The following is a 25084-nucleotide window of genomic DNA, read 5'->3' as shown; positions in this document are numbered from 1 at the left end:
GTTACCTTTTTATAAGATAACAAGCTAATATAATAAAGTTTAGCTTGCATATTTTTAAAATTTTATTTCAAGGAGGAATAATGGAAAAGTATTTTGGTGAAAAACAGCAGCGTTTTTCATTTAGAAAATTATCAGTAGGACTTGTATCTGCAACGATTTCAAGTTTATTTTTTATGTCTGTATTAGCTAGCTCATCTGTAGAGGCTCAAGAGACTAAAGGTGTTCACTATAAATATGTGACAGAGTCAGAGCTATCATCAGAAGAAAAGAAGCATCTTGTCTATGACATTCCGACATACATGGAGAATGATGATGAGACTTATTATCTTGTTTATAAATTAAATTCCCAAAATCAACTGGGAGACTTACCAAATACTGGAAGTAAGAATGATATGCAAACCCTAGTTGCTGGTGCTAGCTTAGCGGCTCTGGGGATTTTAATTTTTGCCGTTTCTAAGAAAAAAGTTAAGAATAAAACAGTATTACATTTAGTATTGGTTGCAGGGATAGGAAATGGTGTCTTAGTTTCAGCTCATGCTTTAGAAAATAATCTTTTGCTAAATTACAATACTGACTATGAATTAACCTCAGGAGAAAAATTACCTCTTCCTAAAGACATTTCTGGTTACACATATATCGGATATATCAAAGAGGAAAACATAACTTCTGAGTCTATAGTAAATAATCAAGAAAAATCAGCAGCCACTCCTACAAAACAACAAAAGGTGGATTATAATGTTACACCGAATTTTGTAGAGAATCCATCAACAGTACAAGCTATTCAGGAACAAACACCTGTTTCTTCAACTAAGCCGACAGAAGTTCAAGTAGTTGAAAAACCTCTTTCTACAGAATTAACCAATCCAACAAAAAAAGAGAAACAATCTTCAGATTCTCAAGAACAATTAGCCAAACATAAGGATGTACAAGCTGGAACTCTGGTAACCGACAAGGGGGAGCCAGCGATCCAGCCAGAGTTACCAGAAGCAGTTGTATCTGATAAAGGGGAGGCTGCAGTCCAACCCGCCTTGCCAGAAGCTGTGGTAAGTGATAAAGGCGTACCGGAAGTTCAACCTGCGTTACCAGAAGCAGTTGTAAGTGACAAAGGCGAATCTGAAGTTCAACCAACGTTACCAGAAGCAGTAGTAACTGACCAGGGCGAACCAGCGGTCCAGCCAGAATTACCCGAAGCAGTTGTAAGTGACAAAGGCGAATCTGAAGTTCAACCAACGTTACCAGAAGCAGTAGTAAGTGACAAGGGTGAGCCTGCAGTCCAACCCGCCTTGCCAGAGGCTGTTGTAAGTGATAAAGGCGTACCTGAAGTTCAACCTGCGTTACCCGAAGCGGTTGTAACTGACAAAGGTGAGCCGGAAGTTCAACCCGCCTTGCCAGAAGCAGTTGTTACTGATAAAGGAGAACCGGAAGTTCAACCTGAATTGCCAGAAGCAGTTGTAACCGATAAAGACAAACCGGAAGTTCAACCTGAATTGCCAGAAGCAGTTGTAAGCGATAAAGGAGAACCAGCAGTCCAACCCGCCTTACCAGAAGCAGTTGTGACTGACAAAGGTGAGCCGGAAGTTCAACCTGCGTTACCAGAAGCAGTCGTGACTGATAAGGGTGAGCCTGCAATTCAGCCAGAGTTACCAGAAGCTTTAGTAAGTGACAAAGGCGAACCAGAAGTTCAACCTGAATTACCCGAAGCAGTTGTAAGTGACAAAGGCGATCCAGCGATCCAGCCAGAGTTACCAGAAGCAGTTGTAAGCGATAAAGGAGAACCGGAAGTTCAACCTGAATTGCCAGAAGCAGTTGTTACTGATAAAGGTGAACCTGAAGTTCAGCCTGAATTACCAGAAGCTGTTGTTACTGATAAAGGCGAACCTGCAGTCCAATCAGCGTTGCCAGAAGCTGTTGTAAGTGGCAAAGGGGAGCCTGAACAGGTAGCCCCACTTCCAGAATACACTGGTGATATTGATCAAGTAAAGCCAGATATTCCGACTGAAAAAACGAAAGAGCAGGATCCAGAAAAAACACTCGAATTAAGAAATGTTTCGGATATTGAGTTGTACAGCCAGACGAATGGGACTTATAAACAACATATCTCATTGGATGGAATTCCAAAGAATACGGATAATTACTTTGTCAAGGTAAAATCTTCGGCATTTAAAGATATCTATCTACCAGTCTCCTCAATAACTGAAGAGGAAAGAAATGGTCAGTCAGTTTATAAAATTACAGCTAAGGCTGAGAAACTCCAGCAAGAGCAGAACAATAAATATGTCGACAATTTCAGCTTCTATCTTTCCAAGAAGGCTACAGAGGAAAAGACAAACTTTACTTCCTTTAGTAATCTGGTCAAAGCTATAAACCAAAATCTCTCTGGAACCTATCATTTAGCAGCTAGCCTGAATGCTAACGAAGTGGAGCTTAGTCCTGATGATAAATCCTATATCAAGGGAACCTTTACTGGTCAGTTGATTGGAGAAAAAGATGGTAAGAAGTATGGTATTTATAACTTGAAAAAACCTCTGTTTGAAAACTTGAGTGGTGCTACAGTAGAAAAACTGAGTCTAAAAAATGTTACTATTTCAGGGAAAGATGATATCGGTTCACTGGCAAATGAAGCTCAGAATAACACAAAAATTAAGCAAGTTCATGTCGATGGTGTTCTGGCTGGAGAACGTGGTATCGGTGGTTTGTTGGCTAAGGCAGACCAATCAAGCATCACAGAGAGTAGTTTCAAGGGAAGAATTGTCAATACCTATGAAACAACTGATGCCTACAATATTGGCGGTCTGGCCGGTCATTTAACAGGAAAAAATGCGTCTATTGCTAAATCAAAAGCGACAGTAGCCATTTCATCCAACACCAATAGTTCAGATCAGACTGTTGGTGGGCTTGCAGGTCTAGTAGATCAAGATGCGCATATACAGGATAGCTATGCTGAAGGTGATATCAACAATGTCAAGCACTTTGGTAGAGTTGCGGGTGTGGCTGGATATTTGTGGGATCGAACTTCTGGTGAGGAACGGCATGCTGGAAGCTTGACCAATGTTCTCAGTGATGTCAATGTAACCAACGGAAATGCCATTACCGGTTACCACTATAATGACATGAAGGTGAAGGACACATTCAGCAGCAAGGCGAACAGAGTATACAATGTCACCTTGGTTAGGGATGAAGTCGTCAGCAAAGAATCCTTTGAAGAAAGAGGAACAATGCTAGATGCTTCTCAAATTGCAAGCAAAAAAGCAGAAATCAATCTTCTCACTCAACCAATAGTGGAACCCCTCTCAACAAGCGGCAAGAAAGACAGTGATTTTTCTAAGGTAGCCCATTATCAAGCTAACCGTGGTTTGGTTTATAAGAACATTGAAAAATTGTTACCTTTCTATAACAAGGCGACCATCGTGAAATACGGAAACCTGGTCAAGGAGAACAGTCTCTTATATCAAAAAGAACTCTTGTCCGCAGTTATGATGAAGGATGACCAAGTAATCACAGATATTGTTTCCAACAAACAGACTGCAAATAAACTCTTGCTTCACTATCAGGACCATTCATCTGAAAAGTTTGATCTCAGATACCAGACTGATTTTGCTAAGCTAGTAGAATATAGTTTAGGGGATACAGGACTCCTCTACACTCCAAATCAATTCTTGTATGACCAAGACTCTATCATTAAGCAAGTCGTACCTGACTTACAAAAGGTTGACTATAAGTCGGATACTATCAGAAAGACACTCGGAATTTCCCCAGAGGTCAAGCAAACTGAGCTCTATCTGGAAGACCAGTTCGCCAAAACAAAACAAGATTTGGCAAGCAGTTTGAAAAAACTCTTGTCAGCAGATGCTGGACTTGCTGGTGACAACTCAGTTATCAGAGGCTATCTTGTAGATAAAATCAAGAACAATAAGGAAGCCTTACTACTCGGTTTAACTTATTTAGAACGTTGGTATAACTTTAGCTATGGTCAAGTGAATGTCAAAGACCTAGTTATGTATCATCCGGACTTCTTTGGTAAAGGAAATACTTCACCACTAGATACTCTGATTGAGTTAGGTAAATCTGGCTTTAACAATCTTCTTGCTAAAAACAATGTCGATACTTATGCTATCAGTCTTGCCAGCCATCATGGAACGACAGATTTGTTTAGCACGCTAGAAAATTACCGAAAAGTCTTTTTACCAAACACTAGCAATAATGACTGGTTTAAAAAACAGACCAAAGCTTTCATTGTCGAAGAAAAATCCACTATTGCAGAGGTCAAAGCCAAGCAAGAGCAAGCAGGGACTAAGTATTCTATCGGTGTTTATGACAGAATTACTAGTAGTACTTGGAAATACCGCAATATGGTCTTGCCTCTCCTTACCTTGCCAGAAAGATCTGTATTTGTCATCTCAACCTTGTCTAGCCTAGGATTTGGCGCTTACGATCGCTACCGCAACAGCGATTATAAGGCTGGAGATGAACTCAATAAGTTTGTTGAAGATAATGCGCGTGAAACAGCCAAACGTCAGCGAGATCACTATGATTATTGGTATCGTATTTTAGATAAAGAAGGACGTGAAAAGCTCTATCGTACAATTTTACTTTATGATGCCTATAAGTTTGGAGATGATACAACATCTGGAAAAGCTACAGTTGAGGCTCAGTTTGATAGTACCAATCCGGCGATGAAGAATTTCTTTGGTCCAGTGGGGAATAAAGTAGTTCACAATCACCATGGTGCTTATGCAACTGGAGATGGCGTTTACTATATGTCCTATCGTATGTTAGATAAGGATGGAGCTATCACCTATACCCATGAGATGACACATGATTCAGATCAGGATATTTACCTTGGTGGCTATGGTCGAAGAAGTGGCTTAGGACCGGAGTTCTTCGCAAAAGGCTTATTGCAAGCTCCTGATCAACCAAGTGATGCAACCATTACCATCAACTCTATCTTGAAACATAAAACATCAGATAGTACAGAAGGCCAGCGATTGCAAGTACTTGATCCAACTACAAGATTTAATGACGCAGCAGATCTTCAGAACTACGTCCACAATATGTTTGATGTCGTTTACATGTTGGAATATCTCGAAGGGCAATCTATTGTGAAACAGTTAGATGCTTATCAGAAAATGACGGCTCTGAGAAAAATCGAGAATAAATACGTGAAAGATCCTGCAGATGGAAATGAGGTTTACGCTACTAACGTTGTACAAAATCTGACAGAAGAAGATGCCAAAAAATTGACTACCTTTGATAGTTTAATTAAAAATAATATCTTGTCAGCTCGTGAATATAAGTCTGGGGAATATGAAAGAAACGGTTACTATACGATTAAGCTCTTCGCCCCAATCTATTCGGCTCTGAGCAGTAAGGGAACTCCGGGTGATTTGATGGGACGTAGGATAGCTTATGAACTTTTGGCTGCCAAAGGTTTTAAGGATGGAATGGTACCTTATATCTCAAACCAATACGAGGAAGTTGCTAAACAACAAGGGAAAACTATCAATCTTTATGGTAAAGAACGAGGATTGGTGACAGATGATCTTGTTTTGGAAAAGGTATTTGAAGGTAAGTATAAAACTTGGGCAGAATTTAAGACAGCTATGTACCAAGAACGGGTGGGTCAGTTTGGAAACTTGAAAAAGGTGACCTTCAACGATCCAACCAAATCTTGGGCAAGTTTTGCAAGAAAGACGATTCATAGTGTAGAAGAACTGCAGCGATTAATGGACGAAGCTGTCCGTAAGGATGCAGATGAGAATCGTTATTCTTGGGACAACTATAATCCAGAATATGATAGTGCAGTTCATAAGTTAAAGAGAGCAGTGTTTAAGGCCTATCTAAATCAAACTGATGATTTTAGAAGTTCAATTTTTGAAAATAAAAAATAGTGTTTACTATTAGGAAATAAAATTAAAGAAGGTGATTACGCTTGTCATTATTTAAAAAAGAACGGTTTTCAATCCGAAAAATCTGTGGGATTGTTGGTTCATTTTTACTCGGAAGTATCTTGGTTGCACCGTCAGTCATTCATGCTTCTACCTATCATTACATTGAAAAAAGCGCTCTTACAAAGGAAGAACAAAGAAAGATTCAAGCAGGAATTCCTACTGATAATGAGGTAACTTATGCTCTTATTTATCAGCAGGAAGCTCTTCCTGCAACAGGTTCATCGACTTCTGTGCTTACAGCTTTAGGGCTATTAGCTGTTGGTAGTTTAGTCCTTTTGGTTCATAAAAAGAAAAAAGTTAGTAGTTTGTTCTTAGTTACTACTATCGGACTGATTAGTCTTTCTAGTATGCAAGCTCTCGATATAAGCAATCCTTTGAAAGCTCCAAGTAATGAAGGAGTAGTTCAAATTGCTGGATATCGTTATATTGGATACTTACCTCTTGATGATGATGCAATCTCAGAAATTCAACATAAAGCTGAGGGGACAAAAAATGTTCCAGTATCTGAAATTCAAAGTATCCCTAATGAAGCGCCTAAAGCAGAAAAACCAGAACATACAGCACCAGTTGGTGGTAATCTGGTTGAGCCCGAAGTTCATGAAAAACCAGGATACACTCAACCTGTGGGGATGGTTCCTGACGAAGCACCTAAAGCAGACAAACCAGAATATACTAAACCAGTTGGCACAGTGCCTGACGAAGCACCTAAAGCTGAGAAACCAGAATACACTAAACCAGTGGGTACAGTGCCTGACGAAGCACCTAAATCAGAGAAACCAGAGTACACTGCACCAGTAGGCACAGTCCCAGACGATGCTCCTAAGTATGAGAAGCCTGACTATACGCAACCAATAGGTACAAACCTTGTAGAACCTGAAGTTCAACCAGCGTTGCCGGAAGCTATTGTGACTGACAAAGGCGAGCCGGAAGTTCAACCGGCATTACCCGAAGCTGTTGTGACTGACAAAGGCGAACCGGAAGTTCAACCAGCGTTACCCGAAGCTGTTGTGATTGACAAAGGCGAACCGGAAGTTCAACCGGCATTACCCGAAGCTGTTGTAACTGATAAAGGTGAACCGGAAGTTCAACCAGCGTTACCCGAAGCTGTTGTAACTGATAAAGGTGAACCGGAAGTTCAACCAGCGTTACCCGAAGCTGTTGTAACTGATAAAGTGGAACCGGAAGTTCAACCGGCATTACCCGAAGCTGTTGTGACTGACAAAGGCGAACCGGAAGTTCAACCAGCATTACCAGAAGCTGTTGTAACTGACAAAGGCGAACCGGAAGTTCAACCAGCCTTACCAGAAGCTGTTGTAACTGACAAAGGCGAACCGGAAGTTCAACCAGCATTACCAGAAGCTGTTGTGACTGATAAAGGAAAACCAGAAGTTCAACCGGCATTACCCGAAGCTGTTGTGACTGACAAAGGCGAACCGGAAGTTCAACCGGCATTACCCGAAGCTGTTGTGACTGAAAAAGGTGAGCCAGAAGTTCATGAAAAACCAGCATACACTGAACCGGTAGGCACAGTTCCAGACGAAGCACCCAAGTCCGAGAAGTCAGAATACACGGAATCTGTAGGTACAACAGGAGTAGATGAAACAGGAAACTTAATTGATCCGCCGGTTATTGAAATCTCAGAGTATACCGATCCACTAGCTACAGTTCCTGACGTTGCTCCAGAGAGAGAAGAGCTTCCTGCTTTACATACTGATATTCGTACAGAGACTATTCCTAAAACTATCACAGAAGAATCTGATTCTAGCAAATTTATAGGTGATGATTCTATTAAACAAGTTGGTGAGGATGGCGAACGTCAAATTGTTACTAGCTATGAAGAGTTACATGGCAAAAAAATCAGTGACCCAGTTGAAACAGTAACTATTTTGAAAGAAATGAAGCCTGAAATTCTTGTAAAAGGTACCAAAGAAAAGCTCAAAGAAAAAACGGCTCCTGTTTTGACTCTGACCACTGTATCTAAGGATGTTTTAGCTAAGTCTGCTACAATTAACTACAATCTAGAAAATCAAGACAATGCTACAATTACACGCATTGTAGCGACTATCAAAGAAGGTGGAAAAATTGTAAAAACGCTTGATTTAAAAACCGATAACTTATCTCAAGTATTAGATAACTTAGACTATTACAAAGATTATACGATTTCAACCACTATGACTTATGATGTAGGTAAGGGTGCAGAAGTATCGACTTTGGAAGATAAACCTTTACGCTTAGATTTAAAGAAAGTTGAGTTGAAAGATATTGCAAATACCAGTCTCGTACAAGTAAACGAAAGCGGTGTCGAAAGCGATAGTAATCATTTAACCTCTCTTCCAAGTAATGTTAACAACTATTACTTAAAAGTAACCTCCAGAGAAAACAAAGTGACTCGTTTAGCAATTGATAAGATTGAAGAGGTCATTGAGGAAGGTAAGCAGCTTTACAAGGTAACGGCAAAAGCACCTGACTTAGTTCAACGTGATAAAGACGGTAAGTTAAAAGATACGTACACTTATTATCTTGAAAAACCAAGAGCTACCGAGGATAAGGTTTATTACAACTTCCATGATTTAGCAAAAGATATGCAAGCAAATCCTACCGGTGACTTTAAACTTGGTGCAGATTTGAATGCAGTTAACGTTAAACCAGCAGGTAAAGCTTATGTTATGGCTAAGTTTAGAGGTACTCTATCAAGTGTAGAGAATCATCAGTACACGATTCATAACTTAGAAAGACCTTTGTTTAATGAGGCTGAGGGTGCTACACTCAAAAACTTTAACTTGGGTAATGTAAATATTAACATGCCTTGGGCTGATAAAGTTGCCCCTATTGGTAATATGTTTAAGAAATCTACACTTGAGAATATCAAAGTAGTAGGTTCAGTAACAGGAAATAACGATGTAACTGGTGCAGTTAATAAGTTAGATGAAGCTACTATGCGCAATGTAGCATTTATTGGTAAGATTAACAGTCTTGGAGATAAAGGCTGGTGGTCTGGTGGACTTGTCAGCGAAAGTTGGATAAGTAACGTTGATAAAGCTTACGTTGATGCTAAGATTAGTGCCAATAAATCTAAATATGGTGGTTTAATTGGTAAACTAGATCATGGTATTGACTCGATGACAGTAGGTAAAAAAGGATTTCTCCGAAATGCTGTAATAAAAGGTACTATGAATTTGATTCAGCATGGCGAAAGTGGAGGTGTAATTCATAATAACTTTAACTGGGGTGTTATTGAAGACGTCGTAACAATGCTTAAAGTAAATAATGGTGAAATTGTCTATGGTTCACCAGCCTTGAATGATAATGACCAATATTTTGGATTAGATAATATCAAACGTGTAAATTATGTAAATGGTGTTGCAAGTGGTTTATCTTCCTACAAACATTCAAATCGTATTACTGGTATCTCTCAAGCAGAAGCAGATGCTAAAATCGCTAAGATGAATATCACAGCCAACACCTTTACTATTCAAGATCCTATCGTAAACAAGTTAAATCGTATCGTTGATAGAGATTCTGAATATAAAGCGATTCAGGACTACCAAGAAACAAGAAACCTAGCTTATCGAAACTTGGAAAAACTGCAACCATTTTATAACAAAGAGTGGATTGTAAACCAAGGGAATAAGTTAACAGATGAGTCCAATCTTGTTAAGAAAACTGTTCTGTCTGTAACAGGTATGAAAGCAGGGCAATTTGTCACTGATTTATCGGATATTGATAAGATTATGGTTCACTATGCTGATGGTACAAAAGAAGAGTTAACTGTGACCGCTAAAACGGACTCTAAAGTAGTTCAAGTAAAAGAGTATGATGTAGTAGGTCAAAACATTGTCTATACTCCAAATATGGTTATGAAGAATCGTAACCAGTTAGCAAGCGGTATTAAAGAGAAGTTAGCTAGTGTTACCTTACTTTCAGATGAAGTTCGTAGCTTGATGGATCAGCGTGATAAACCTTGGAAGAACACACAAGATAAGAAAACTGAGTATATTAAGGGCTTGTATTTAGAAGAAAGTTTTGAAGAAGTAAAAGGAAACTTAGAAAAACTTGTTAGTCAGATTTTAGAAAATGAAGATCATCAGTTAAACGGTGGGGAAGTAGTCGAGCGTGCTTTACTTAAGAAAGTTGAAGATAACAAAGCTAAAATCATAATGGGACTGACTTATCTCAATCGTTACTACGATATCAAATATGGTGATTTAAGTATCAAGGATATCATGACGTTCAAACCGGACTTCTATGGTAAGACACCAAGTGTACTAGACCGTTTGATTCAAATTGGTTCAAGGGAGCATTTCTTAAAAGGTGACCGTACGCAAGATGCCTACAAAGAAGTGATTGCTGGTGCAACTGGTAAAGGTGATTTACGTAGCTTCTTAGACTATAACATGCGTTTGTTTACAGAAGATAAAGATTTGAATGACTGGTTTATTCATTCTGCGAAAAACGTTTATGTAGTAGAACCTGAAACAAGTACAGAAGCCTTTAAAGATAAGCGTCACCGTGTATTTGATGGTTTAAACAATGATATTCACGGTCGTATGATTTTACCATTGCTCAACTTAAAGAAAGCTCATATCTTTATGATTTCAACCTATAACACTTTAGCTTATAGTTCATTTGAGAGATATGGTAAAAATACAGAGGAAGCGAGAGAGTCTTTAAAACCTAAGATTATTTCAGTAGCAAAAGCACAACAAAGATACCTAGACTTTTGGTCTCGTTTAGCTCTTCCAAGTGTACGTGATAAGCTCCTCAAGAGTCAAAATATGGTACCGACTCCTGTGTGGGACAGTCAGTGGTATGACGGTATTCCTGACGCAAATCGTCAAGGTTATGGACGAGGTGGTGCAGTGGTATCTCCTATTCGTGAGCTATTCGGCCCGACTGATCGTTGGCATCAAGTAAATGGAGCTATGGGAGCGATGGCTAAGATTTATGGCGACCCGTATAAAGATGATCAAGTGTATTTCATGGTTACGAAAATGTTAGACGACTTTGGTATTTCAGCCTTCACCCATGAAACAACTCACGTCAACGATAGAATGGTTTACTACGGAGGTTACAGACACCGTGAGGGTACTGATTTAGAAGCCTTTGCTCAAGGTATGTTACAAACCCCTGATAAATCTACTCCGAATAGTGAGTATAAAGCTCTGGGTATCAACATGGCTTATGAGCGTAAAAATGATGGTGAGCAGTACTACAATTATGACCCAGCTAAGTTAGACAGTCGAGACAAGATTGATAGTTATATGAAAAACTACAATGAGTCTATGATGATGTTGGATTACTTAGAAGCTTCTGCTGTTATTCATCAGAATTTATCAGACAACTCTAAGTGGTTCAAGAAGATGGATAAAGAGTGGCGCACCAATGCGGATAGAAACCGTTTAATTGGAGAACCACACCAGTGGGACAAATTACGTGATTTGACGGAAGAAGAGAAGAAATTACCAATTGATAGCATTGACAAGTTGGTAGATAATAACTTTGTAACTCTTCATGGTATGCCAAATAACGGTCGCTTCCGTACGGAAGGTTTTGATAGTGCTTATCAAACGGTCAATATGATGGCAGGTATCTTTGGCGGGAATACGAGTCGAAGCACCGTAGGTTCTATTTCCTTTAAACACAATACTTTCCGTATGTGGGGTTACTATGGTTATGAGAATGGCTTTATCCCTTATGTTTCTAACAAGTTAAAAGGTGATGCCAACAGAGAAAATAAAGGGCTTTTAGGTGATGATTTCATTATCAAGAAAGTTTCTAATAATCAATTCCAAAACCTCGAAGAGTGGAAGAAACATTGGTATCATGAAGTGTATGCGAAAGCACAGAAAGGCTTTGTTGAGATTGAAGTAGACGGTTCTAAGATTTCAACTTACGCTCAACTTCAAAACTTATTTAACACTGCTGTTGAGAAAGACTTGAAAGAAGGTGGTTTCAAGCATACCGAAGGCCTCAAGTGGAAAGTTTATAAGAAATTATTACAAAACACAGATGGTTTCTTAAATCCATTGTTTAAAATATAAAAGGGACAAGTTTTTTGCTCCCTCTGAAAAGTGGCTCTTTTCTACCATTTGTCAAGTATATCAAGGGCCTTAAGTAAAAAAAGAGATAAGACAGTAGCTATTCTGAGGTTACTGTCTTATTTTTACCACTTATTGATCCATAAAAGGGCACGCTAAAAAACACCTCATCTGGTATTTTTTGTCAACTGTAGTGGGTTGAAGAAAAGCTAATCTCGAGAAAGGACAAATTTCGTCCTTTCTTTTTTGATGTTCAGAGCGATAAAAATGCGTTTTTTGAAGTTTTCAAAGTTCTGAAAACCAAAGGCATTGCGTTTAATAAGTTTGATTAGATTATTAGTGGCTTCCAGTTTGGCGTTAGAATAGGGTAGTTGAAGAGCGTTGACAATTTTCTCTTTGTCCTTTAGAAATGTTTTCAAGACAGTCTGAAAAAGAGGATGAACCAGCTTTAGATTGTCCTCAATGAGTCCAAAGAATTTCTTCGGCTCCTTATTCTGAAAGTGGAAAAGCAAGAGTTGATAGAGATGATAGTGGTGTTTCAAGTCTTCGGAATAGCTCAAAAGCTTGTTTAGGATTTCCTTATTGGTTAAATGCATACGAAAAGTAGGGCGATAAAAATGTTTATCACTCAGTTTACGACTATCCTGATTGATTCATAATTTGTACACGCACACGACTCATAGCACGGCTTAGATGTTGTACAATGTGAAAGCGATCCAGAACGATTTTAGCGTTTGGGAGTGAAACAGTCTCGTAGACTGTTTCAGCCTGAGCCTAGAAATTCGAAAGCGAAGTTGTCTAGTCAAGTCATAATAAGGGCTAAACATATCCATAGTAATGATTTTGACGCGACTTCGGACAGAACTCTCATATTTAAGAAAATGATTTCGGATGATAGATTGTGTTCTACCTTCCAGAACTGTGATGATATTGAGATTGTCAAAATCTTGAGGGTAATTTCTCAAAGTAACTTCCACTTTCCTGACCAAAGTGGAAATTAGTCTAAAACGGATTTTTATGGTGGAATTAAGTGTGAGACGTTTGTTAATTATTTTATAGGATTGGCTATTAGTAAGAAATATGGTATAATATAGGGTGAGACCTTCTTAATAAATAGTGAAAGAGTATAAAATGAAAAAAATTGTCATTAACGGTGGGAGACCATTGAAAGGTGAAATTACGATTAGTGGCGCTAAAAATAGTGTCGTTGCCTTGATTCCTGCCATTATTTTATCAGATGATGTTGTGATTTTAGATTGTGTTCCAGACATCTCTGATGTAGCTAGTCTTATTGAGATTATGGAAATCATGGGAGCTAGTGTCAAGCGTTATGACGATGTTCTTGAGATTGATCCTCGTGGTGTTCAAAATAAACCAATGCCTTATGGTAAAATTAATAGCTTGCGTGCGTCTTATTATTTCTACGGTAGTCTTTTAGGACGTTTTGGTGAAGCAACTGTAGGTTTGCCTGGAGGGTGTGACCTAGGACCACGTCCGATTGATTTGCATTTAAAAGCATTTGAAGCTATGGGAGCTAAGACAACCTACGAGGGAGATAATATGAATCTCTCAACCCAGGGATCAAGTCTACATGGTGCTCATATCTATATGGATACTGTTAGTGTTGGTGCGACTATCAATACGATGCTAGCAGCAGTAAAAGCTAAAGGTCGAACAGTTATTGAAAATGCTGCTCGCGAACCTGAAATCATTGATGTGGCTACATTATTAAACAATATGGGAGCTCACATTCGTGGAGCAGGTACAGATATGATTACAATTGATGGTGTGGATAGCTTGCACGGGACACGCCACCAAGTCATCCCTGACCGTATCGAAGCAGGTACATATATTTCGATGGCAGCTGCAGTAGGTCATGGGATTCGAATTAATAATGTACTTTATGAGCATTTAGAAGGATTTATTGCTAAACTTGAAGAAATGGGTGTTCACATGACTGTTTCTGAAGATAGTATTTTCGTCGAAGAGCAAACAAATCTAAAGGCTGTTAATATCAAGACAGCTCCTTATCCAGGTTTCGCAACAGATCTTCAACAGCCTATTACTCCCTTGCTATTAAAAGCAGAAGGTCGTGGCACATTGATTGATACAATCTATGAAAAACGTGTCAACCATGTTTTTGAATTAGCCAAAATGAATGCAGATATTTCAACAACAAACGACCACATACTTTATAAGGGTGGAAATCCTTTGCAGGGTGCAAAAGTTAAGGCAACAGATCTACGTGCTGGAGCTGCCTTAGTTATTGCTGGCTTGATGGCTGAAGGAAAAACAGAGATTACCAATGTTGAATTCATCCTTCGAGGCTACTCGAATATTATCGAAAAATTGCGTAATCTTGGAGCAGATATTGAGCTAATCGAAGATTAGCAATTTGAGGATTGCAATGAATATCTGGACTAAATTAGCAAAATTTTCTTTCTATGAGACGGAACGTTTATATTTCCGTCCCTTCTTTTTTACAGATGTAGATGATTTTCATCAACTTGCATCAGATCCTGAAAATCTTCAATTTATCTTTCCTGCACAAGCAAGTATTGAAGAAAGTCAGTATGCTCTTGCCAATTATTTTATGAAATCACCTTTGGGGATTTGGGCTATTTGTGATAAAAAAGAGCAAAGAATGATTGGAGCTATCAAGTTTGAAAAACTTGATGAAATTAAGAAAGAAGCTGAAATTGGCTATTTTTTAAAGAAAGACTATTGGTCTCAGGGTTATATAACTGAAGCAGTTACCAAATTACGAGATTTATCCATGAACGAGTTTGCATTGAAGCAACTTTCGATTGTGACACATCTAGAAAATGTTGCTAGTCAGAAAGTAGCAGAGAAATCAGATTTTGTTCTTTATCGTCGTTTTAAAGGTAGCGATCGTTATACCCGAAAGATGCGGGATTATCTAGAATTCCGTTATACAAAAGGAAATCTAAATGAGTAAACACCAAGAAATATTAGCCTACTTGGAAGAATTACCAGTTGGGAAGCGTGTCAGTGTTCGTAGTATTTCAAATCGGCTGGGAGTAAGTGATGGTACGGCATATCGGGCTATCAAAGAAGCTGAAAATAGGGGACTTGTTGAAACACGTCCTCGAAGTGGAACAGTGCGTGTAAAGTCAAAAAAAGTAGCTATTGAGAAATTAACGTTCGCAGAAATTGCAGAAGTTACAGGCTCGGAAGTTTTAGCTGGTCAAGCTGGATTGGATAGAGAATTTAGTAAATTCTCCATTGGGGCGATGACTGAAAAGAATATTCTTTCTTATCTTCATGATGGCGGCTTACTTATCGTAGGAGATCGAACACGTATTCAGTTATTAGCACTTGAAAATGAAAATGCTGTCTTGGTAACAGGTGGATTTGAAGTTCATGAAGATGTTTTGAACCATGCTAATAAAAAAAATATTCCAGTATTGCGCAGTAAACATGATACATTTACAATTGCGACTATGATCAACAGAGCTTTGTCTAATGTTCAGATTAAGACAGATATTTTAACGGTTGAAAAAATCTATCGTACCAGTCATGAATATGGATTTCTACAGGAAACGGATACTGTCAAAGATTATCTAGACTTGGTTCGTAAGAATAGGACGAGCCGTTTCCCTGTCATCAATCAGCATCAGGTTGTTGTTGGTGTAGTTACTATGCGTGATGCTGGAGATAAATCACCTGGTACAACGATAGATAAGGTCATGACAAGGACAGTCTATATGACTGGTTTAGCGACGAATATTGCTAACGTTAGCCAGAGAATGATTGCTGAAGACTTTGAAATGGTACCTGTTGTGAGAAGCAATCAAACCTTACTTGGTGTCATTACTAGACGGGATGTCATGGAAAAGATGAGTCGCTCTCAAGTTTCAGCTTTACCAACATTTTCAGAACAGGTTGGTCAAAAGTTATCTTACCACCATGACGAAGTTGTCATTACGGTTGAACCATTTATGTTGGAAAAAAATGGAGTCCTTGCAAATGGAGTTCTTTCAGAAATATTGACCCATATGACGCAAGATCTGGTTGTGAATAGCGGACGTAACCTCATCATTGAACAAATGTTGATTTATTTCTTACAAGCTGTTCAGATTGATGATACCTTGCGGATTCAGGCTAGAATTATTCATCATACGAGAAGGTCAGCTATTATTGACTATGACATTTATATCAATCATCAAATCGTATCAAAAGCAAATGTTACTGTAAAAATTAATTAAAACTAGGAGAAAACATGATTACATTAAAATCAGCTAGAGAAATCGAAGCAATGGATAAAGCTGGCGATTTTCTTGCCAGTATTCACATCGGTTTGCGTGACATCATCAAACCAGGTGTAGATATGTGGGAAGTAGAAGAATATGTGCGTCGTCGTTGTAAAGAAGAAAATTTCCTCCCTCTTCAAATTGGTGTTGATGGGGCAATGATGGATTATCCATACGCAACTTGTTGTTCGCTTAATGACGAAGTAGCCCATGCTTTTCCACGCCACTATATTTTGAAGGAAGGCGATTTGCTGAAAGTTGATATGGTTCTTGGTGGGCCAATCGCTAAGTCTGACCTCAATGTTTCTAAACTTAATTTTAACAACGTTGAGCAGATGAAAAAATACACTCAAAACTTTACGGGCGGATTGGCAGATTCTTGTTGGGCTTACGCTGTTGGAAAACCGTCAGAAGAAGTTAAAAACTTGATGGATGTTACCAAAGAAGCTATGTATAAGGGAATTGAGCAGGCTGTTGTAGGAAATCGTATTGGAGATATTGGAGCTGCTATTCAGGAATATGCTGAAAGTCGTGGTTACGGAGTTGTTCGTGATCTTGTAGGACACGGTGTTGGTCCAACTATGCATGAAGAACCAATGGTGCCTAACTATGGTATCGCAGGTCGTGGTCTCCGCCTTCGTGAAGGCATGGTTTTGACAATCGAACCTATGATCAATACAGGTGATTGGGAAATCGATACAGATATGAAAACAGGCTGGGCACATAAAACTATCGACGGTGGTCTATCATGTCAGTACGAGCATCAGTTTGTTATTACAAAAGATGGCCCTGTAATCTTGACAAGTCAAGGTGAAGAGGGAACTTATTAATCAAAAAAAGGAGCTGAGCTCCTTTTTTTGATTCTTTCAAGTTGAAAATAAATTTGCGTAGCGGATATCTTACAAACGTTTTCTTTTATAGTAAAATAAAAGATGACTATATGAAAGAAGGTTTTTAATTGGAAAGTATTTTATTTTTTATTTCTGTCTTTATAGCTGGGGTCTTGTCATTCTTTTCTCCCTGTATCTTTCCCTTGTTACCAGTCTACGCAGGTGTTCTGCTAGATGATCAAGAGGAGTCAAAGACATTTTGTTTTTTGGGTAAAGACGTTGCTTGGTCAGGATTGATTCGTACCCTCTGTTTTATTACGGGTATCTCTCTCATTTTCTTTATTCTTGGATTTGGAGCAGGATTCCTTGGGAATTTACTTTATGCTGACTGGTTTCGTTATGTCATGGGAATCATGATTATTATACTGGGTTTGCATCAGATGGAAATTCTTCATCTACAAAAATTAGAGGTACAAAAAACAGTAACATTTAAGAAAAAACAGTCTAGTAAATATTTGTCGGCCTTTTTATTGGGTATCAGCTTCAGCTTTGGCTGGACTCCATGTATAGGTCCAGTTTTAAGTTCTGTTTTAGCACTGGCTGCCTCAGGAGGAAATGGAGCTCTTCAGGGAGCCTTATTAACCCTCATTTACACTCTGGGAATGGCACTTCCATTTTTAGTTCTGGCCTTGGCATCAGGTCTTGTCATGCCTTATTTTAGTAGAATCAAATCCCACATACTTTTATTGAAGAAAATTGGTGGTTTATTGATCGTTCTCATGGGAATTTTATTAATGTTGGGACAGTTAAATGTCTTATCTGGAATATTAGGATAAAAGGAGTTATCTATGAAAAAAATTATCTATTTTGGACTTAGTTTCTTGTCTCTCTTTCTTCTGATTGCTTGTGGCAAGGAAGAGAAAAAATCAAGTCAACAAAATCAAACAAGTCAGCCACAACAGCAAACAACTGTGAAGCAAGTGGCTGTAGGAGCAGATGCACCTGATTTTACCCTCCAATCGATGGATGGAAAAGAAGTGAAATTATCTGATTATAAAGGTAAAAAAGTTTATCTTAAATTTTGGGCATCTTGGTGTGGACCATGCAAGAAGAGTATGCCAGAATTGATGGAGCTTGCTGCTAAGGAAGATCGTGATTTCGAAATTTTATCAGTCATTGCGCCAGGCCTTCAAGGTGAAAAAACTGTTGAGCAATTTCCAAAATGGTTTGAGGAACAAGGTTATAAAGACATCCCTGTTTTATATGATACAAAAGGAGCTGTTTTTCAAGATTATCAAATTCGAAGCATCCCTACAGAATATCTAATTGATTCACAGGGTAAAATTGCTAAAATTCAATTAGGTGCGATTAGTAACGCTGATGCTGAAGCAGCTTTTGCTCAAATGAAATAAAGTAATGAAAATCATAACCACCCGTCTAACGGGTGGTTTGCACCAGGGCTATAAGCCCAAATTACCAGCCAGCGCCTAAAGATGCTGGCTTTCACGTTGTTCAAGCCCTATTGCTCTTGACTCGTCACTTGCCTCTTAAAGAGGCGTGAGTATTACTTACCACTATCCCTAAAGGGATCCTCATATTCTTTTACACTCAATTTATCTAGTGCTATATCATGCTTTTCCTGCTCTTGAATATATTTCTTAATTGTGGCTTCATTAAGCCCTACTGTACTCACATAATAACCTTCCGCCCAGAAATGCCGATTCCCAAACTTATACTTGAGGTTGGCGTGTTTATCAAACATCATGAGTGCACTTTTACCTTTTAAATACCCCATGAAACTTGAAATACTTATCCTCGGTGGAATACTTACCAACATATGTACATAATCAGGCATTAAATGACCTTCTATAATCTCAACACCTTTATAACTGTACAAACGATGAAATATTTCTCCCAAACTACTTCGATATTGATTATAGATGACTTTTCGTCTATACTTAGGGGTGAACACAATGTGATACTTACAGTGCCACTTTGTGTGTGATAAACTATGAGACTTTTGTACCATGGTTTTCTCCTTTCGCTTTACAATTGGCTTGAACACCTTTATTGTATCGCGTTTGGAGTTTTTTTGGTATAACCTTCGACGCGCACCCGCATAGCGGGTGGTTTATTTGTCTCGAACCTCACGGAGCGAGACGGACTAATAGTCACATAATATAAAAATGTCTAGACAAACTGTCTAGACATTTTTTCTAACTTAAATTAGTTTTTTGAAGCTGCTTGGAATTCAGGGTTTTTCCAAGCTTCATCAATAATAGCTTGCAATTCTTTTGCTGAAGCTTGCATTTTTTGAGTTTCAGCATCGTTCAATGGGATGTTTACTGGACGCACAATACCATGTGCTCCAACAACAGCTGGTTGACCGATGAAGACATCTTTGATTCCGTATTGACCTTCTTGGAATACAGAAAGTGGAAGTACTGCATTTTCATCGTCAAGGATTGCTTTAGTGATACGAGCAAGGGCAACTGCGATACCGTAGTATGTAGCACCTTTCTTGTTGATGATTGTGTAAGCAGCGTCACGAACACCTTCGAACAATTCGATCAATTCAGTTTCTTGAACGTTTTGAGTGTCTTTAAGGAATTCTTCAAGGTTAACACCTGCGATGTTAGCGTGTGACCAAACGGCAAATTCTGAGTCACCGTGTTCACCCATGATGTAAGCGTGAACTGAACGAGCGTCTACATCCAATTTTTCAGCAAGGGCTTGACGGAAACGAGCTGAGTCAAGTGAAGTACCTGAACCGATAACGCGTTCTTTAGGGAATCCTGAGAATTTCCATGTAGAGTATGTCAAAACGTCAACTGGGTTAGCAGCTACAAGGAAGATACCGTTAAATCCTGATTCAACAACTTGTGTTACGATAGATTTGTTGATTGCAAGGTTTTTACCAACAAGGTCAAGACGAGTTTCACCTGGTTTTTGAGGGGCACCTGCAGTAATTACAACAAGGTCAGCATCCGCACAGTCAGCGTACTCAGCTGCATAAATCTTCTTAGGTGAAGTGAAAGCAAGGGCGTGGCTAAGGTCAAGCGCATCACCAACAGCTTTTTCGTGCAATTGAGGAATTTCAATGATACCAAGTTCTTGGGCAATTCCTTGGTTAACAAGAGCGAAAGCGTAAGATGAACCTACGGCACCGTCACCAACGAGGATAACTTTTTTGTGTTGTTTAGTTGCTGTCATTAGTCTAAACATCTCCTTTGTTTTTTTAAGGGTAATACCCTGTTTAGTTTCATTCTATCACTTTTAAATAGCTTTGTCACGAATATAACATCCACTTAGCCATGTAAACGTTTTAGTCATACTGTAACACTGAAATAAGAGACAAACTATGGTATAATATATCTAGTTACTAATAGTGAAATGAGGCATTTGTTAATGCAAGATAAAAATTTAGTGAATGTCAATCTGACAAAGGAGATGAAGACCAGCTTTATCGACTACGCCATGAGTGTTATCGTATCGCGGGCCCTTCCTGATGTTCGAGATGGTTTGAAACCAGTTCATCGTCGTATTCTATACGGTATGAACGAATTGGGTGTGACACCAGATAAACCTCATAAGAAATCTGCTCGTATTACAGGGGATGTCATGGGTAAATACCACCCACACGGTGACTCATCTATCTACGAAGCTATGGTTCGTATGGCGCAATGGTGGAGTTATCGATACATGCTTGTAGATGGGCATGGGAACTTTGGTTCTATGGATGGTGATGGTGCCGCAGCTCAGCGTTATACTGAAGCACGTATGAGTAAGATTGCTCTTGAGATGCTTCGCGACATCAATAAAAATACCGTTGATTTTGTAGATAACTATGATGCCAATGAACGTGAACCCCTGGTTCTACCAGCTCGTTTCCCAAATCTTTTGGTCAATGGAGCTACAGGTATCGCTGTTGGTATGGCGACTAATATTCCGCCACATAACTTGGGTGAAACCATTGATGCAGTGAAGTTGGTCATGGATAATGCAGAAGTTACAACCAAGGAATTAATGGAAGTTCTTCCTGGTCCAGATTTTCCAACTGGTGCCCTTGTTATGGGGAAATCAGGTATTCATAAGGCCTACGAAACTGGTAAAGGATCGATTGTGCTTCGTTCTCGTACTGAAATCGAAGAAACTAAGACTGGTCGCGAACGTATCGTTGTAACAGAATTTCCATATATGGTCAACAAGACCAAAGTCCATGAACATATTGTGCGTTTGGTTCAGGAAAAACGTATCGAAGGTATTACAGCTGTTCGTGACGAATCAAACCGTGAGGGAGTTCGCTTCGTAATTGAGGTGAAGCGTGATGCATCTGCTAATGTTATTTTGAACAACTTGTTCAAGATGACTCAAATGCAAACTAGCTTTGGATTTAACATGCTGGCTATCCAGAATGGTGTACCAAAGATTCTTTCTCTTCGTCAAATCTTGGATGCTTATATTGAGCACCAAAAAGAAGTGGTGACTCGTCGTACTCAATTTGACAAAGAGAAAGCTGAAGCGCGCGCTCATATTTTAGAAGGTTTGTTGATTGCTCTAGACCACATCGACGAAGTTATTCGTATCATCCGTGCCAGTGAAACGGATGCAGAAGCCCAAGCTGAATTGATGAGCAAGTTCAAGTTATCTGAACGTCAAAGTCAAGCAATTCTCGATATGCGTCTTCGTCGTTTGACAGGTTTGGAACGGGACAAGATTCAGTCAGAATATGATGAGCTTATTGCTTTGATTGCTGACTTGGCAGACATTCTTGCAAAACCAGAACGTGTAGCGCAAATCATCAAGGAAGAACTGGATGAGGTCAAACGTAAGTTTGGTGATTCACGTCGTACTGAGTTGATGGTTGGTGAAGTTTTGACTCTTGAAGATGAGGACTTAATTGAAGAGTCTGATGTCCTCATCACTCTATCAAATAAAGGTTATATCAAACGTTTGGACCAAGACGAATTTACAGCTCAAAAACGTGGTGGACGTGGCGTTCAAGGAACTGGTGTTAAGGACGATGATTTTGTGCGTGAGTTGGTTTCTACCAGCACCCATGATCACTTGCTCTTCTTCACCAATAAAGGACGTGTTTATCGTCTTAAGGGATATGAAATTCCAGAATACGGTCGTACAGCCAAAGGTTTGCCAGTTGTCAATCTTTTGAAACTGGATGAAGGTGAAAGCATTCAAACCATTATCAATGTTGAATCAGAACGTAGTGATGATGCCTATCTCTTCTTTACAACTCGAGCAGGTATTGTCAAAAGAACCAGTGTCAAAGAATTTGCCAACATTCGTCAAAATGGTCTCAAAGCCTTAAATCTGAAAGATGAGGATGAGTTGATTAATGTCTTACTAACTGAAAAAGACACAGATATCATCATCGGAACCAGATTAGGTTATGCAGTTCGTTTCAATCAGTCTTCAGTTCGTAGTATGAGTCGTATCGCCACTGGTGTTAAAGGGGTAAATCTTCGTGAAGGTGATGCTGTAGTTGGAGCGAGAGTGATTACTGATCAAGATGAAGTCCTTATCATTACTGAGAAAGGATACGGTAAGCGTACAGTTGCGACTGAATATCCAACAAAAGGTCGTGCCGGTAAGGGAATGAAAACAGCTAATGTTACCGAGAAAAATGGTCCTCTGGCTGGTCTCTTAACAGTAAAAGGGGACGAAGATCTGATGATTATCACTGACACAGGTGTCATGATTCGAACCAATGTAGCCAATATTTCACAAACGGGACGTTCAACTATGGGAGTAAAAGTGATGCGTCTAGATCAAGATGCTAAGATTGTGACTTTTACAAGTGTTGCAGCAGCAGAAAAAGAAGAAGTTGGGGCAGAACAGGAAACAGAAAGTGAAGCATAATGTCTCAAAAAAAGAATCAAAGTAAAAAAAATAAACGCAAGAATCTACTGATTAACATACTGGCAGGATTCCTAATCTTGTTATCCATCGCTTTAATCTTCAATGCTAATATTCGTGATATGTTCATGATTTGGAACACAAATAAGTATCAGGTCAGTCAAGTGACCAAGGAAGAGATTGAAGAGAACAAAGAAACCGAAGGAAATTTCGATTTTGACTCTGTAAAATCACTTTCCTCGGAGGCAGTCCTATCAGCTCAATGGAATTCCCAGCAACTTCCGGTAATCGGAGGGATTGCCATTCCAGAGCTTGAAATGAATCTACCAATATTTAAGGGACTCGATAATGTTAACCTTTTTTATGGTGCTGGGACAATGAAAGCCAATCAGGTAATGGGAGAAGGAAATTATTCTCTAGCAAGTCACCGTATATTTGCAGGTGAAAATGCAGATAAGAAATTATTCTCTCCTCTTGCTCGTGCTGAGAAAGGGATGAAAATTTATCTCACTGATAAAGAAAAAGTCTATACATACGAGATTGAAGAAGTTAAAATTGTAACTCCTGATCGTGTAGATGTAATTGACGAACGTGATGGGATTAAAGAGATTACCTTGGTAACCTGTGAAGATGCTAATGCAGTTGAGAGAATTATCGTTAAAGGGAATTTGACAGAGATAAAATCTTATGCAGAGACTCCATCAGATATCTTAGAAGCCTTTAATAAACCCTATAAACAATTTTATGAATAGTAGAAGAGGTTGGGACAAAAGAGCCCGACCTCATTTTTTATTAGCAATCAAACTTTGACGCGGTAGCTGATTGAACTTTTTGTTCGTCTTTTAGACTCCAAAAAGCTCCTAATCATCCTCGCGGGGCTGGGACTACGAAATCGAGACTTTTTCTATCGATTTCTGTCCCACCGCCTTTTCTTGTCAATTTCAGAAAATAGATAGGAAAAAGACTTTTCAATTTTGGTAAAAAGTAGTATAATGTTTCTATTATAGAAATTTTTAGAAAATTCCGAAAGAGGTTTGTTATGGGATACACAGTTGCTGTTGTCGGCGCTACAGGTGCCGTTGGTGCTCAAATGATCAAAATGTTGGAAGAATCAACTCTTCCTATCGATAAGATTCGTTACCTTGCGTCTGCACGTTCTGCAGGAAAGGTTTTGCAATTCAAAGGTCAAGATGTGACCATCGAAGAAACAACAGAAGACGCTTTTGAAGGGGTTGATATTGCTCTTTTCTCAGCTGGTGGATCAACTTCTGCAAAATACGCACCTTATGCTGTTAAGGCAGGCGCAGTTGTCGTAGATAACACTTCTTATTTCCGTCAAAATCCAGATGTACCATTGGTTGTTCCTGAAGTGAATGCCCACGCCCTTGATGCTCACAACGGAATTATCTCTTGTCCTAACTGTTCAACAATTCAAATGATGGTGGCTCTTGAGCCCGTTCGTCAAAAATGGGGATTGGACCGTATCATCGTTTCAACTTATCAAGCAGTTTCAGGTGCTGGTATGGGAGCAATTCTTGAAACCCAACGTGAGCTTCGTGAAGTCTTGAATGATGGTGTAAATCCGCGTGATTTGCATGCGGAAATCCTGCCTTCAGGTGGCGATAAGAAACATTATCCAATTGCCTTCAATGCTCTTCCGCAAATTGACGTCTTCACTGACAATGACTACACTTACGAAGAGATGAAGATGACGAATGAAACCAAGAAAATCATGGAAGACGATAGCATTGCCGTATCAGCAACATGTGTACGTATTCCAGTTTTGTCAGCTCACTCTGAGTCAGTCTATATTGAAACGAAAGAAGTAGCACCAATCGAAGAAGTGAAAGCTGCTATTGCTGCCTTCCCAGGTGCAGTTCTTGAAGACGATGTTGCTCACCAAATCTATCCTCAAGCAGTAAATGCTGTCGGTTCACGTGATACTTTCGTTGGACGTATCCGTAAAGATTTGGATGCAGAAAAAGGTATTCATATGTGGGTAGTTTCTGATAACCTTCTTAAGGGTGCTGCTTGGAACTCAGTTCAAATCGCAGAAACACTTCACGAACGTGGATTGGTTCGCCCAACAGCTGAATTAAAATTTGAATTGAAATAATGTG

13 protein-coding genes and 1 pseudogene are annotated in these 25084 nt (G+C 39.1%); 11 read left to right on the top strand and 3 right to left on the bottom strand.

Features of this window, described 5'->3' with window-relative positions:
- The first annotated feature begins 80 nt into the window (after positions 1-80).
- Positions 81-5888 carry a ZmpA/ZmpB/ZmpC family metallo-endopeptidase gene (locus TZ96_RS06845; protein ID WP_045763441.1) on the top strand — a complete coding sequence of 1936 codons (5808 nt, stop codon included), beginning with the start codon at positions 81-83 and terminating at the stop codon, positions 5886-5888.
- A 41-nt stretch (positions 5889-5929) separates the two neighbouring features.
- Positions 5930-11989, top strand: a complete 6060-nt coding sequence (locus TZ96_RS06840) for an SIALI-17 repeat-containing surface protein (RefSeq protein ID WP_045763440.1) — start codon at positions 5930-5932, stop codon at positions 11987-11989.
- A gap of 206 nt (positions 11990-12195) precedes the next feature.
- Here TZ96_RS06840 and TZ96_RS10860 read toward each other — a convergent pair.
- A pseudogene (locus TZ96_RS10860) lies at positions 12196-12936 on the bottom strand (transposase); the annotation flags it as partial.
- A 181-nt stretch (positions 12937-13117) separates the two neighbouring features.
- On the opposite strand from TZ96_RS10860, the gene TZ96_RS06830 reads away from it, so the two are divergent.
- The 6 genes from TZ96_RS06830 to sdbB all read left to right on the top strand — a co-directional run bounded on the left by TZ96_RS06830 (position 13118) and on the right by sdbB (position 18502).
- A complete protein-coding gene (locus TZ96_RS06830; protein ID WP_045763439.1) occupies positions 13118-14377 on the top strand; it encodes a UDP-N-acetylglucosamine 1-carboxyvinyltransferase in 1260 nt (419 codons plus the stop codon).
- A 16-nt stretch (positions 14378-14393) separates the two neighbouring features.
- Entirely contained in the window at positions 14394-14945 is a 552-nt protein-coding gene (locus tag TZ96_RS06825; RefSeq protein WP_045763438.1) for a GNAT family N-acetyltransferase, read from the top strand.
- Complete coding sequence (spxR, locus tag TZ96_RS06820; RefSeq protein ID WP_045763437.1) at positions 14938-16215, top strand: CBS-HotDog domain-containing transcription factor SpxR; 1278 nt, start codon at positions 14938-14940, stop codon at positions 16213-16215. Before TZ96_RS06825 ends, spxR begins: the two co-directional genes overlap by 8 nt.
- Before the next feature lie 14 nt (positions 16216-16229).
- The gene (locus TZ96_RS06815; RefSeq protein WP_045763436.1) at positions 16230-17090 is read left to right on the top strand and encodes a methionyl aminopeptidase; all 861 of its coding nucleotides are present in this window, start codon (positions 16230-16232) and stop codon (positions 17088-17090) included.
- Positions 17091-17218: 128 nt separating this feature from the next.
- Positions 17219-17926, top strand: coding sequence for a thiol-disulfide oxidoreductase-associated membrane protein CcdA2 (ccdA2, locus tag TZ96_RS06810; protein WP_045763435.1), 708 nt, complete (start codon positions 17219-17221; stop codon positions 17924-17926).
- Between the two features lie 12 nt (positions 17927-17938).
- The gene (gene sdbB, locus TZ96_RS06805) at positions 17939-18502 is read left to right on the top strand and encodes a thiol-disulfide oxidoreductase-associated lipoprotein SdbB (protein ID WP_045763434.1); all 564 of its coding nucleotides are present in this window, start codon (positions 17939-17941) and stop codon (positions 18500-18502) included.
- Between the two features lie 152 nt (positions 18503-18654).
- On the opposite strand, the gene tnpA is transcribed toward sdbB, so the two are convergent.
- Both tnpA and TZ96_RS06795 read right to left on the bottom strand, forming a co-directional pair.
- The gene (gene tnpA, locus TZ96_RS06800; RefSeq protein WP_045763433.1) at positions 18655-19119 is read right to left on the bottom strand and encodes an IS200/IS605 family transposase; all 465 of its coding nucleotides are present in this window, start codon (positions 19117-19119) and stop codon (positions 18655-18657) included.
- Positions 19120-19316: 197 nt separating this feature from the next.
- A complete protein-coding gene (locus TZ96_RS06795) occupies positions 19317-20303 on the bottom strand; it encodes an L-lactate dehydrogenase (RefSeq protein ID WP_045763432.1) in 987 nt (328 codons plus the stop codon).
- A gap of 195 nt (positions 20304-20498) precedes the next feature.
- Here TZ96_RS06795 and gyrA point away from each other — a divergent pair, with 195 nt between their 5' ends.
- From gyrA to TZ96_RS06780, 3 genes are all read left to right on the top strand, one after another.
- On the top strand, positions 20499-22967 hold the full coding sequence (gyrA, locus tag TZ96_RS06790) for a DNA gyrase subunit A (RefSeq protein WP_045763431.1): 2469 nt from the start codon (positions 20499-20501) through the stop codon (positions 22965-22967).
- Positions 22967-23716, top strand: coding sequence for a class A sortase (locus tag TZ96_RS06785; RefSeq protein WP_000078698.1), 750 nt, complete (start codon positions 22967-22969; stop codon positions 23714-23716). The genes gyrA and TZ96_RS06785 overlap by 1 nt, the downstream gene beginning before the upstream one ends.
- Before the next feature lie 287 nt (positions 23717-24003).
- The gene (locus TZ96_RS06780; protein WP_000542499.1) at positions 24004-25080 is read left to right on the top strand and encodes an aspartate-semialdehyde dehydrogenase; all 1077 of its coding nucleotides are present in this window, start codon (positions 24004-24006) and stop codon (positions 25078-25080) included.
- Positions 25081-25084 lie beyond the last annotated feature (4 nt).

Source organism: Streptococcus infantis (assembly GCF_000963255.1).
In the GTDB taxonomy this organism is placed as follows: Bacteria; Bacillota; Bacilli; order Lactobacillales; family Streptococcaceae; genus Streptococcus; species Streptococcus nidrosiense.
Note: the sequence above shows the minus strand (reverse complement) of the source record. Positions and strands in the feature narration are given on the sequence as shown.

Bases quoted from the DNA above. Each gene is read 5' to 3' on its own strand.
- TZ96_RS06845 (WP_045763441.1), top strand. From the start codon at position 81: ATGGAAAAGTATTTTGGTGAAAAACAGCAGCGTTTTTCATTTAGAAAA.
- TZ96_RS06830 (WP_045763439.1), top strand. From the start codon at position 13,118: ATGAAAAAAATTGTCATTAACGGTGGGAGACCATTGAAAGGTGAAATT.
- TZ96_RS06825 (WP_045763438.1), top strand. From the start codon at position 14,394: ATGAATATCTGGACTAAATTAGCAAAATTTTCTTTCTATGAGACGGAA.
- spxR (WP_045763437.1), top strand. From the start codon at position 14,938: ATGAGTAAACACCAAGAAATATTAGCCTACTTGGAAGAATTACCAGTT.
- TZ96_RS06815 (WP_045763436.1), top strand. From the start codon at position 16,230: ATGATTACATTAAAATCAGCTAGAGAAATCGAAGCAATGGATAAAGCT.
- sdbB (WP_045763434.1), top strand. From the start codon at position 17,939: ATGAAAAAAATTATCTATTTTGGACTTAGTTTCTTGTCTCTCTTTCTT.
- tnpA (WP_045763433.1), bottom strand. From the start codon at position 19,119: ATGGTACAAAAGTCTCATAGTTTATCACACACAAAGTGGCACTGTAAG.
- TZ96_RS06795 (WP_045763432.1), bottom strand. From the start codon at position 20,303: ATGACAGCAACTAAACAACACAAAAAAGTTATCCTCGTTGGTGACGGT.
- gyrA (WP_045763431.1), top strand. From the start codon at position 20,499: ATGCAAGATAAAAATTTAGTGAATGTCAATCTGACAAAGGAGATGAAG.
- TZ96_RS06785 (WP_000078698.1), top strand. From the start codon at position 22,967: ATGTCTCAAAAAAAGAATCAAAGTAAAAAAAATAAACGCAAGAATCTA.
- TZ96_RS06780 (WP_000542499.1), top strand. From the start codon at position 24,004: ATGGGATACACAGTTGCTGTTGTCGGCGCTACAGGTGCCGTTGGTGCT.